Annotated in this window: 9 protein-coding genes and 2 pseudogenes; 4 read left to right on the top strand and 7 right to left on the bottom strand. The window is 46.7% G+C overall.

Annotated features, from left to right (window positions below; all coding sequences use genetic code 11):
• Nucleotides 1-927: 927 nt before the first annotated feature.
• The 7 genes and pseudogenes from priA to mscL all read right to left on the bottom strand — a co-directional run.
• Nucleotides 928-2,259 (bottom strand): annotated as a pseudogene (gene priA / locus Q0372_RS10405) (primosomal protein N'); the annotation flags it as partial.
• 702 nt (nt 2,260-2,961) lie between these two features.
• Nucleotides 2,962-3,213 (bottom strand): annotated as a pseudogene (locus Q0372_RS10410) (primosomal protein N'); the annotation flags it as partial.
• A 4-nt stretch (nt 3,214-3,217) separates the two neighbouring features.
• Nucleotides 3,218-3,700, bottom strand: coding sequence for a prepilin-type N-terminal cleavage/methylation domain-containing protein (locus Q0372_RS07860; protein WP_298104637.1), 483 nt, complete (start codon nt 3,698-3,700; stop codon nt 3,218-3,220).
• 94 nt (nt 3,701-3,794) lie between these two features.
• Complete coding sequence (asd, locus tag Q0372_RS07865; protein WP_298104641.1) at nt 3,795-4,850, bottom strand: archaetidylserine decarboxylase; 1,056 nt, start codon at nt 4,848-4,850, stop codon at nt 3,795-3,797.
• Entirely contained in the window at nt 4,851-5,978 is a 1,128-nt protein-coding gene (locus Q0372_RS07870) for a metallophosphoesterase (protein WP_298104645.1), read from the bottom strand.
• A gap of 3 nt (nt 5,979-5,981) precedes the next feature.
• Nucleotides 5,982-6,620, bottom strand: coding sequence for a Crp/Fnr family transcriptional regulator (locus tag Q0372_RS07875; RefSeq protein WP_297883312.1), 639 nt, complete (start codon nt 6,618-6,620; stop codon nt 5,982-5,984).
• A 9-nt stretch (nt 6,621-6,629) separates the two neighbouring features.
• Entirely contained in the window at nt 6,630-7,034 is a 405-nt protein-coding gene (gene mscL / locus Q0372_RS07880) for a large-conductance mechanosensitive channel protein MscL (RefSeq protein ID WP_298104648.1), read from the bottom strand.
• A gap of 114 nt (nt 7,035-7,148) precedes the next feature.
• Between mscL and gltX the strand changes: the two genes are divergently transcribed.
• The 4 genes from gltX to Q0372_RS07900 all read left to right on the top strand — a co-directional run.
• The gene (gltX, locus tag Q0372_RS07885; protein ID WP_298104651.1) at nt 7,149-8,465 is read left to right on the top strand and encodes a glutamate--tRNA ligase; all 1,317 of its coding nucleotides are present in this window, start codon (nt 7,149-7,151) and stop codon (nt 8,463-8,465) included.
• Nucleotides 8,452-8,748, top strand: coding sequence for a YggT family protein (locus Q0372_RS07890; protein WP_297883309.1), 297 nt, complete (start codon nt 8,452-8,454; stop codon nt 8,746-8,748). Before gltX ends, Q0372_RS07890 begins: the two co-directional genes overlap by 14 nt.
• The gene (locus tag Q0372_RS07895) at nt 8,745-10,409 is read left to right on the top strand and encodes a lytic transglycosylase domain-containing protein (RefSeq protein WP_298104654.1); all 1,665 of its coding nucleotides are present in this window, start codon (nt 8,745-8,747) and stop codon (nt 10,407-10,409) included. Before Q0372_RS07890 ends, Q0372_RS07895 begins: the two co-directional genes overlap by 4 nt.
• Nucleotides 10,410-10,451: 42 nt before the next feature.
• Nucleotides 10,452-12,022 (top strand): hypothetical protein (locus Q0372_RS07900; RefSeq protein WP_298104657.1); only part of this gene is annotated, 1,571 nt, incomplete at its 3' end.

Raw genomic sequence — 12,022 nt, forward strand, 5'->3', positions numbered from 1 at the left:
CGCAGATCAGCTTTATCTATCAAATGGAACCGTCCGAAACTATGTTACCAATATTTTTCTAGTTTTAATTTCTCTTTTTCAAACTCATGCCGTAGCTTGGTTTGCTCTGGCGGGTCTAAATTTTGTGTTTTCTCAGTAAAAAATTTCTCTTCATACCTAAGCGCTTTTTGCAATAAAATAGTCGCATATTCGGCTCTTTTGGAATAAAAATATAGAAAATAGGAGGCGTATAGTATAAAGATAAAAGCCGCAAAAATCATAAAATTTCTAAGTAGTTTTTTCAAATCGTTGCCTTTTTAAATTATAAGATGGCAAGGTATACTGCCGCCAAAATCTATTTTCTAGCATAAATTCATCGCCCCGTTGCGCAAAATTTTGCGGGCAAAGCTTATGTCGATAAAATTTTATAAATCGCGTTTAGCCGAAGTTTACGGGATCCATATCGATCTCGACGGGCAGATGCTCAAGCGCGCGCGCAGCATTAATAAGCGGCACGTGTGAGCCAGCGCGCAGCAGAATTTCAAAGCGAAATTTCGACGCGATATAGGCGATACCCGCCTTGCCGTAGCCGATGATCTCAAAGCCCTCGCTCGCCTTCTCTTTCAAATACTGCGCGGAATTTTCGGCAGTATTTTCGGCCGATAAATTTATAAAATTTTGCGCGCTGCTCTTTCTTTCAGGCTTTAAATTTGCGCTGTCCGCGCCTGCGTCGCAAGCTAAAATTTGCGCGGCATTTTTCAAATTTGAAGCGTTTTGGCGGTTTAAATTTGCGTCGTCCGCGCGCAGATCCGAGCTTTGAAATTTAAAATTTGATATTTGCTTGCCGCCCTGTTGCGCAGAATTTTCTAAATTTAAAGCGCTTAAATTTGCTCTCCTCGCGTCCAGCCCGTCATGCAAAACAAACGCGCTACTTCCCGCCTGTTTGCGGCGCAAAAGCTCAAGCGCGGCGTTCATTATCTCGCTCGCCGCTTTTTCGTTTTTATGCGAGATCAGCACGCGCAAAAGCCGCATATACGGCGGATAGAGCCCTTCTCGAAACTCCGCCTCGTCGCGCAAAAAATCGTCGTAGTTTTCGATATAATCCCTAAAAAAGCCGCTCTGGCGCGTCTGTATGACGACCCTGCCCTGCCCCGAGCGGCCCGCGCGGCCAGCCACTTGCATCGCAAGCGCTAGCGTCTTTTCGCGCGCCCTAAAATCGGGATAGCTCAGATGCTCGTCGATCCCCATTATCACCGCAAGATCCACGCCGTGGTAATCGTGCCCCTTACTAAGCATCTGCGTGCCCACCAAAATGTCGATTTTATGGGCGTTGAAGTTATTGAGCAGCGCCTCTAGCTTGCGCTGCGTCGTGATCTCGTCGCGATCAAATTTAGCGATACGGGCGTTTGGGAAACGCGCCGCAAGCTGTGCCGCAAGCTCTCCGGTACCGATCTTACGCGCCTGCATCACCTCGCCGCCGCAGTTTTCACAAGACGCCTTGTAAAACGTGCTAAAGCCGCAGTAATGGCACTTCAGCGCCGCAGCGTCCGCGTGGTAGCTCATCCCGACGGCGCAAAACGGACAGCGCACGATCTGCCCGCAGTTTTCGCAAACCATATATTTGTAGTTCGCGCGCGTCGGCAAAAACACGACCGCCTGCTTGCCGGCTTCGAGGCTGCGCCCGATCTCGGTTAAAATTTTGGGACTCAACCCCGTCTCGCTCTCATCGAAAATGAAACGCTTGGCGCTACTAAAATAGGTGCCGCGCAGGCGGAAGTGCGGCTGCTTCGCGTAGGTGCTAAGTGCAGGCGTCGCAGAGCCCAAAACTACGCGGATGCCGAGCTTTTTGCCGACGAAAATCGCGGCGTCGCGGGCATTTAGGCGCGGCGCGGCGGCGGATTTGTAGCTGTCGTCGTGCTCCTCGTCCACGACGATGAGGCCCAGATCGCTAAAGGGCAAAAATAGCGCCGAGCGGGCGCCCGCGATGAGCCTGATCTCGCCTGCGTTAAATTTTTCTAAAATTTCGCACTTTTTTTTTGGCGAAATTTTGGAGTGCCAGACGCCGAGCCGCTCGCCAAAATATCTTTGTAGCCGCTTCGTCATCTGCGGCGTGAGTGAAATCTCGGGCATTAAAAACAGCGCCTGTTTGCCCGCAGCGAGCGCCTGCGCGATCAGCGCGATATAAATTTCGCTCTTGCCACTGCCCGTATCACCGAAGATCAGCGACGTCTCATTAGCTTCGGCAAATTTACGCGCTTGCTCCTGCGCGGGGGTGAGGCTTAGAATTTTACCTATTTGAAGCGGAGTTAGCGGCTGCGAAATAGGGCTTTGCGCGGTAGCGGCGGAATTTTGAATTAGGACGGAATTTTGCGCTGAAGTAAAATTTTGAATCGAAACGGAATTCTCCCCCTTGGCAAAATCTCGCTCTTGGGTCGAATTTTGCGCGATAGCGAAATTTTGTTTGTGCGCAGGATCGGGAACGGCAACAAAATTTATTGTCATAGCGGAATTTTGAGCCAATGTAGAATTTTGAATTGAAACGGAATTTTGCTCATCGACAAAGTCCCTCTCTTGGATAGAATTCTGTGCGGCGGTAGAATTTGATGCCAAATTTTGTGAGATAATATTTTGCGCCTGCTTTAAATTTTGCTTTTGCATGGAATTTGGCGCGATGACGGAATTTATGACGGTAACAGAATTTTCTGCGGTAGTAGAATTCCTCCTCAATTCAGAATTTTGAATTGAGGCGGAATTGTGTGTGGCATTAAAATTCCCATCGAGCGTAGAATTTTGTGTGGTGATGGAATCCTGCTCGAAAATAAAATTTTGTTCGCGGGTAGAAGCTTGTTTGCAAGCGGAGACCAACTCACTAACGGGAATTTGCTCGCAAGCGCAATTCCGCTCGGTCGTAGGATCCTCCTGCGAATTCCGCAAATTCTGCGTCGTCTCACTTGAAGGCTCAAAGATCCCGAATGCAACGCCCTTTTCGCAAACATAATAATGCGCTATAAAATTTGCTAGTATAATTTGAAACTGCGTAAATTTAAGCTGCGAAATCTCTAAAATTTTCTTAGTTTTGAAGCTCGGCTTTGCAACCTCGCGCAGAATTACGGCGGATTTGATACTTGATTTTATGGGAACGGATACGATTTGATAAGCTGGGATTTTAAAATTTAAACTATAAGTAAGCGGCTTTAGGCTGGCGCCCAAAACCGCAACTTCATAATAGAGCATTTAGCTATTGAGCTAAGGATTGACAAAGAGGCTCTTGATGATTGCAGTCGAATGAACCTACATTAACCGTTGAGCCTGCAGGTCTAGAAGCCGCAGTCGGATAGTAGTTAAAAGTAGTTGATTGACCGGCAACGGTAGCTGTATATGTGGATGTAGCATTAGCATTACCATTTGTAACTAAGCTCCAGCCGTTTCTGCCACCAGCTTTCATTGGATAGATGGGCTGCTGCAAAACACCTTCAAAAAGCGTACCGGCTACATCCGGATTAGCTTCTAGACCAGGCCACGTAGTCACGCCCCTCATCATATTCTCGCTTCTAACTAGCGAAAGTCCGCTTCTAATGGCGGCGATATCCCCACGCATCTTAGCGATCGTAGCATCATCGCGCGTAGCGGCTAATCTAGGCACCGCAATGCCCGCCAAAATACCTAAAACGACGATGACGAAAACAAGCTCTATCATCGTAAAAGCTTTTAAATTTTTCATGTTAAATCCTTTGATTTAAAGTGAGATGATTATAGCCAAATTTAAATAAAATTAATTTTAGTTAAAGAAAAAATCCTGCATTTTAAATGGAATTTTATGAAATTTCATTAAATTCTGCGATTTTTTGTCCGAATTTTACGGACGTATCAGCCAGGATTTCAAATTTTAAAAACTCGCTTTGCGCTACGAGCACGATCGTTGAGCCAAGCTCGAAATTTCCCAAATGATCGCCCTTTTTAAAGTCTAAATTTTCATACTCGTAAAGCGCCTCAGCTCTACTTGCGCATGCATTCGTCTGTATTCGCGCATCGAAATCAAATCTCATCTTGCCGACGTTTAAAGCACCCACGAAAACCATCCACAAAATCCCGCCATTTCGCATCTTGCACTTTAAAATCACTCGCTCATTTTTAGCGTAGAGGTTTGGAATTTTAAGTAAAAATTTCTTCGCCACGCTGTAAAGATCAGCAGGTATGTAAAGCGCCTCCGTCACGCTCAGATCGCACGGCGCGTGATAATGATGATAATCGCGCGGGCTTAGATAGATGTTTGCGTAGCTTAAATTTACGCCCTTTGTATTTTCGCCGTCTTGGGCGTCCTCTGCACTCGTTTCGCGGCTCGCACCGCTCTCATCGCTATAAATTTCAGCTTGCACGCCGCTTGCGGAATAAGTTGCGCCGCTTTCGTCGCTTATGATTTTCGCTTGCGCGGCGCGAAATTTCATCCCTGCGCCGGCATCTTTTGCGCATCCGATTCCAACCTCGCCGCTCCCGTTAGTAGCAACCGCCCCGTCATCTAAATTTTTAACCGCGCCGCTTTCACTCGCAGTAAAAGTGCGCCCCAGCAGCTCGCTAAGGCTGTATTCGCAGCCCTTCACGCTAAAAGCCCGCATATCGGCGCAGCATCCGCTCTCAAAGATCACGCCGTCGCTAGGGCTTATAAAAGCCGTCTCGTCTGTCGCTATCTCGCGCGGACGCAGCAAGCGGCGGGTAAAAAGCGCGTTTAGGCTCGCGTAGCTTTGCGGTGGATCAAATTCGCTCATATCGATTTTAAAAAATTCCACATATTTACGGTTGATAAAATTTTGTATAAATTTAGGGAATTTCACCGCGGCGATAACCCCGAAAATCCTCGAAATAAAACTTCTCATCTATGCCTTTCTAAGCTTAAGCAGCGCGATCTCGGCATCCGCAAAGACCCTTATCGGCGGGCCCCAAAACCCTACGCCGCTGCTTACGTAAATTTGCTTCAGCCCGTCGTTATACAGCCCGTAAAGATACTTCTGGCTAAGCAGCACCAAAAGCGTCCACGGAAAAATTTGCCCCGCGTGCGTGTGTCCGCAGATACACAGATCGACCTCGTCGCGCACGAAATCCACGACGTATTTTGGCTGATGTGCGAGTAAAATTTTTGGTTTATCGGGGTCTGCTTGCGCTAGCGCAGCGCCGAGATCTGGCTGCATGTATCCGAAGCGAAAGCCGCTAAGATCGTACACGCCCATTAAATTTAGCCCTTCAAATTCCACGCTTTCGTTTTGCAGCACCCGCACGCCCGCTTTTTGCATCGCTGCGATAAGCCCGCTTGCGTCGCCGCGGTAATATTCGTGGTTGCCCGTGACGAAAAAGATAGACTTTTTGATCGCCTCAAGAGGCTGCAAAATATCCCCGAGCTCATCCGAGCGCAGATCAAACATATCGCCCACGATCAGCAGCGCATCATAATTTAGCGAGTTTATCTGCGCTACGACGCCTTGCAAAAATTCCTTTTTCAAAAACTCGCCCAGATGCACGTCCGAGATGACGACGAAGCTTAGCTCGCGAGCTAAGTTTTTGATTTTTATTTCGCGCTCGGTGATTTTTGGAATTTTTAGTGCATTATAAAGCCCTTTAAAAATATAGCTAAACGCCATTATTACGAAGGTTATGTCGATAAAGGTTTTTAAAAATTTTCGCCTGTTTTGGCTAAATTTAACCACATGCGCAGCGGCGCTTAGCACATCGTAAGCAAGGCAGATAAAAAAGAGCGAAAAGGACGCTGCCATGCAAAATACGCAAGCTTTATAAAGCAGCTCATTTTTAAAGCTTCCATTAAGCCCAAAACCCACAAAAAATATCGCATCTAAAATCGCCAAAGCTACGCAAAGCAAGCTCAAGGCAGGGCGAAAGATCACGAAATTTTTATATGGCGTAAAGCGCGCGCCGATCGACTTATAAACGTAAAGATTGAAAAACAGAAATAAAACCGTACCGACAATCGGGAAAATATAGGCGCTTTTCAAACTCTAGCCTTGGATATACTCGTCCAGCTTATCTTTATCAAAGCCCGTGATTTCTTGCTTATCGTCCAAAATTAGCGCACCACTCTTTTTAAATTTAGTGATGGTGCGCGAAAATGTTTCGGGGGTAACATTTAGAATTTTGGCTATTCTAGTGTATTTTGTGCTCATAAAAATATCAAAATTTTCGTTGATAAACTTAGCGATTTTGCCGTCGCAGCTAAGCACGACTTGATTATCAAAGACCGCATTTAGCGCGCGGATCTTTTCAGACATCGATTTTAAAAGCTCCAGGCAAATTTTAGGATCGCTCATAAACTCGTTTTTAAATTTTTCATAATCGATCTTTAGCACCTCGCCGTTTGTCGAAAACACGCCACTTGCAGGATAGCTCGTCTCTTCGAAATTTACCATCTCCGCCACGAGCGAGATGGGGCGGATCTCGCGCATATGGATCTCGCGCCCCTTTGCGGAGGTTTTATAGATTTTTAAAATTCCTTTTAGCAGGATTAATAGATACTGCGAGCGTTCGCCCTCGAAAAATAAAATTTCGCCCTTTTTGTAGCTTTTATGGATGCTAATCTGCTCCAAACGATCGATTTGCGCTGCGCTTAGAGCTTTAAAATAAGGGATTCTCTCAAGCATCGCCGCGACCTATTTTTTAAGCAGGTCTCTTATCTCGCTAAGAAGTTTGACCTCTTCGCTAGGCTCGGCAGGTGCGGCAGGCTCAGGCGCGGGCTCGGCGGGCTTTTTAAGCTTATTAATCGCCTTGATCGCGCAGAATATACAAAACGCGATGATGATGAAATCGACCGTTACCTGGATAAACGAGCCGTAGTTTATCGTAACGGCCGGGGTCTGCCCTACCGCTTCTTTTAGCACGATCTTAAGATCGGTAAAATTCATACCTCCCATAAGAAGTCCTAAAACCGGCATCATGATGTCGCTTACGAGCGAGGTTACGATCTTGCCGAAGGCCCCGCCGATGACGACGCCCACCGCCATATCGATGACGTTGCCTTTCATTGCAAATTCTTTGAATTCCTGAATGAAACTCATATTGTCTCCTTAAATAAAATGTGCCGATATTAGCCTATTTTTGCTTTGTTTTTGCTTTTTATTAGGAAGTAAAAAGTATAATCCCAGCTTAAATTTAAACCCAAAGGACCTAAATTGTATCGCTTCGCTCCGTCGCCCACCGGCGATATGCATATCGGAAATTTACGCGCGGCTATTTTTAACTACATCTGCTCGCTGCAAGATAAAAGCGGCTTTATTTTACGCATCGAGGATACCGACACTGTGCGCAATATCAAAGGCAAAGATCAAGAGATAATCGAAATTTTAAAGCGCTTCGGCATCTCATGGCAGAGCCTGTATTATCAAAGCAAAAATTTAAAATTTCATCAGCAGTTCGCTGCTAAGCTACTCTCCGAGAAAAAGGCGTTTTGCTGTTTTTGCAGCGAGGAGGAGCTGGAAGCGAAAAAGCAAGCCGCCAAGGACGCCGGCGAGGCGTATCGTTACGACGGACGCTGCGAGCATTTAAGCGACGAAGAGGTACTAAACTGCGACAAGCCCTTTACTATCCGCCTTAAAAAACCTGATCACGCGCTAGAATTTACCGACGCGATCAAAGGGCGTATCACATTTGAGCCGCAGAATATCGACAGCTTCGTCATTATGCGCGCGGACAAGACGCCAACTTATAACTTCGCCTGCGCCTGCGACGATATGATGCAGGGTGTGAGCTTCGTAATCCGCGGCGAGGATCACGTCTCAAACACGCCAAAGCAAAACTGGATCCGCCAAAGCCTCGGCTACGACGGCGAGATCAAATACGCGCACCTGCCAATCATATTAAACTCCGAAGGCAAAAAGATGAGCAAGCGCGAGGATAGCTCTTCGGTAAAATGGCTGCTTCAAAGCGGCTACCTGCCCGAGGCGATCGCGAATTATCTAATCCTGCTGGGCAACAAAACGCCGCGCGAGGTCTTTAGTATGGATGAGGCGGTGGAGTTTTTCGATATCGCTAAAATTTCAAAAAGCCCGGCGAAATTTGACGAGGACAAACTCGCCTTTATAAACCGCGAGCATATCAAAAGAGCGAGCGAGCAGCGCCTGGCGGAGCTTTTTGAGCTTGAGCCGAAATTTGCGCCTTTAATAAAATTTTACACTCAAGAAGCGAGCCTAATCCCGCAGATTAAAGAAAAGATCGCAGCGATCTACAGCGCGAAAGATATCCCGCAGGAGTGGACGGCGCAGGCGCAGGCGCTGCGAGAGGCGATCTTAAATTTATTAAGCTCAAACGGCGCTCCAATGGAATTTAATGATTTCAAAGCGGCGCTCTCGCAGGCTACAAGCTTAAAGGGCAAGAGCCTGTTTATGCCGCTTAGATTTTTACTAACCGGCGCACCTCACGGACCGGAGCTTAGCGAGCTGTATCCGCTGATCCGCGCCGATTTGAAGGAGATACTCGATGCTACTAAATAGCGTATTTTACGGCATTTTAGTGAGTATTCACTACGTGATTCAAGCTTATATGATGCTAATTTTCGTCGCATGCGTTTTGAGCTTCATCCGCCCAAATCCGTTCGGTAAATTTTATAAAATCGTCCGCGCGATCTCTGCGCTTACGGAGCCCGCGTTCGCGCTTGTGCGCCGCTATCTGCCTACGACTTTCGGTGGGTTTGATCTTTCGCCGCTTCTTATCCTACTCGTGCTTAATTTCTTTGACAGCGCGATAATCTATATCATCAATAGGACGGTCATTTGAAAATATTTTTGAAATTTAGCCTTGTTTTGGGACTGCTGTGCGCCGCAAGTAGCGGTAAAATTTTAAGCTACGAGGAGATCAAAAACGAGCCCAAATCCCTAGCCAAGGACTATTACATCTATCGCCTAATAGATGAGACGAAATACAACAAAGCGGAGATTAAAATTTTAAAACAAAGTATCTTTCGCTACAAAGGCAAACTAAAAGAGAAGCTAGATAGAATTTTTGGCGCCATTCGCCCTCCTAAGCGTCCGGATCGATGTGCAGGCGTTACCTCCGCTAATATTTTAGATGCAAATTTAACCTGCAAAAAGGCGCGCTCCTATCCAAATTTTATCGCCAAGTTAAGCCCGTCGGTGCGCGAGACGCTCGCTTCGCAGCTTGAAAAGTACCAAGACGCAGCAAGTAGAAACGCCGTAAATTTACTGCGCGGATTTAACGACGAAAATCCGAGCGAGTATTTTATGCAAAGTCGCAACGCGCAAAACTACTTTTTATATTACGACTACTTAAAAGGTGCGGGCAAGGACGCTCTGATCGATATCGACGCCGACGCAGCCTTCGTAAGCGAACTGGCTTCGCAAAAAGGCTTCAAAGCGGTTCTCAACGACGCGCTAATCAACCGTAAATACCCGCACTTGCGCCGCTCACTCACGGGCGTCGATCCACTAGCCGTGGAGAAGGACGTAGCGTTTATGCTGGGCGTAAATGCCGTCATGCAGAGCGATGAAGGGGCTGCGCTTGCATTTTTTAGCCGCGCGGCTGCTAGCTTTGAGAAGCTTCACGATGTGCACAATGCGAAATTTTGGATCTACCTGCTAAACGGAGATCAAAATGTCTTGCGCCAGCTTGCTAGCAGCGATTATTACAGCCTCTACGCGCTGTACGCCAAGGAGGTCTTAGGGGATAGGAATTTAAACATAATCATCCCAAATCCTGCTAAAAATTCCATCGAAGGCTACGATATCACCGATCCTTTCGCTTGGGTTCGCACGAAAAATAGCGCTGATCGGATGTCTCGCGAGCAGCTTTTGGAATTTGCCAAAAAATTCGACACTAAGCAAAGTATCGGCGAGTACTCATACATTATGAATAAAGCAAGCGGCGGCAAAGACAACTTCTATCCGACGCCGTTTATGGAATATATCGGCGACGGCGACAACCGCCGCAAGGCGCTAATTTTAGCGCTTGCGCGCCAAGAAAGCCGCTTCGTGCCCGCATCGGTTTCTACCTCGTATGCGCTTGGGATGATGCAGTTTATGCCGTTTTTGGCTAACGAGATCGGCAAAAAGCAACTCAAAATCGATGGCTTCGATCAAGACGATATGTTCCGTCCGGAGGTCGCTTACCGCTTCGCCAACATCCACATCGACTGGCTGGAGCGTAAAATTTACAGCCCGGTTTTCATCGCATACGCTTACAACGGCGGGCTCGGGCTCGTCAAAAAGATGCTTCAGCGCGGTGATATGTTTAATAAGGGCAAATTTGAGCCGTGGCTTAGCATGGAGCTCGTGCCGTATGCCGAAAGCAGGGACTACGGCAAAAAGGTGCTCGCAAACTTCATCATCTACTCGCAGATCCTAGATCCGCGCGCGAAAATCTCGGTGCAACAGGAGCTGCAAGACCTGCTGATACCTAGTAGAAGCGACAGCTTCCGCTAAAGCCGGCGGCTGGCTTGAAGGATGATTTTAAGAGGCGGCGAAATGAAAACAAAGCGAAATATTATAGTTAAAATTTTAGCCGCTTCGGCTTTTATCTGCGGAATTTGCGCGGCGACTCAAAATTTTTCGGCCGCCAAAGAGACTGCAAAATCGCTGAAAGAGGATGAAATTTTAATCCTTAAAAGCGATCTTGCCGCCGCGAAAAAACATGGCGGCGCACTACAAGAGGTAAATTTAGAGGAGAGGGAGCTTACAAAAAACGCGCTTAAGCTTCCGTTTGAAATTTACGAGCTACGCCTTTCTGAGGATCAAAATACGCTCTTTGGCTTGGGCGACGATAAAGGCGGCATCGTCTTGATTGACGTTACCGAGCCGCGCGCTCTAAGACTTGCGGGCATATTTTCTTTTCCGCAGCATGAGTTTGATCCCGCTTACATAGATATCGCACAGAGCAAAGACGGCAAAAGTCTATTCGTAGCCGATCCAAATTTCGGAATTTATAAGCTGGATCTTAGCGACCGAAGAGATATTAAAATTTTAGCTCGGCTTGAAGCGCGATTTGTAAATAAAATAGAGCTTTCCAGCGACGGACACACTCTCTTTGCGAAGGATTTTTTCAGTACCCTTACCGCCTATGACGTAAAAGATGATAAATTTACGCAGCTTGCTTATTTTATCGCCCCTTCCAAAGCCGATAAGCGGGAGTATGATTACGCCTGCGCGCCACATAGATTATCCGAAATAAAGGAGCTCGGCGATCTGAAACTGCTCTCTGAGAATGAGCTTTTGCTGGCAAGCTGGGTGGGATTTTATGTTTTAGACATATCGGATATGGATAGGTACCGCGCAAATGCCGCGCAAAACTCTAATATCTTAAAGCAGGTCCGCTATATCGCTCATCCGCATTTAGAAATAGATAAAATGACGCTATCCAAAGACGGCAAGCGGGTATTTTCATCAAATTGGAGCGAATTTGGGCTATATGATTTGGGCGAAAATAATACGGTTCAATCAAGCGCGTATTACAGTGGCGCGCACTTAAATAATTTTAAAGTTATAGAGGATCTAAATTTAGCCTACTTGGGCAAAAAAATATCCGAAAAAGGGGAATTTCCAAGCGTAGATCTGATCGATTTTAGCAATAAACTAGACCCCGCCCCGATAAAAAGATATCTCTTTCCGCAGAGCCTAAAGGGCGTAAGCGTCGAGTCTCGCGGCGAATATCTATTCTTTTCCTATTTTACGAAAAACGGAGCGTTTATAGGCGGACTTGATCGCGCTTCGTTAAGCTCCGCCGAAAAATCCGCGCAATCTGCGCAGATGCAAAATAAAATTTTAACCGAAAAAAGCCTTGAAGAAAAAGGCACGATCTGGGAACTTCCTTACTCTAAAAACGGCTTTAGAACCGTAGATAACATAATAAAATCTCCGCAAGGGTATCTGCTTCTTGCAAGCGCGGACGACGAATACCGAGTCTCGCTAGTTGCGTTAAGCGAGCAGGGGGCGGAGCTTTGGCGCAAAAAATTAAATATGGTATCCGCAGCCAATATGCCAGTAGCGGCGATGGATTCATACGTGCTTTTGGATAATAAAATTTTAGACGCCAAAACAAA

It is taken from the genome of uncultured Campylobacter sp., assembly GCF_937997405.1.
Lineage (GTDB): Bacteria > Campylobacterota > Campylobacteria > Campylobacterales > Campylobacteraceae > Campylobacter_B.

Bases quoted from the DNA above. Each gene is read 5' to 3' on its own strand.
- Q0372_RS07860 (WP_298104637.1), bottom strand. From the start codon at position 3,700: ATGAAAAATTTAAAAGCTTTTACGATGATAGAGCTTGTTTTCGTCATC.
- asd (WP_298104641.1), bottom strand. From the start codon at position 4,850: ATGAGAAGTTTTATTTCGAGGATTTTCGGGGTTATCGCCGCGGTGAAA.
- Q0372_RS07875 (WP_297883312.1), bottom strand. From the start codon at position 6,620: ATGCTTGAGAGAATCCCTTATTTTAAAGCTCTAAGCGCAGCGCAAATC.
- mscL (WP_298104648.1), bottom strand. From the start codon at position 7,034: ATGAGTTTCATTCAGGAATTCAAAGAATTTGCAATGAAAGGCAACGTC.
- Q0372_RS07890 (WP_297883309.1), top strand. From the start codon at position 8,452: ATGCTACTAAATAGCGTATTTTACGGCATTTTAGTGAGTATTCACTAC.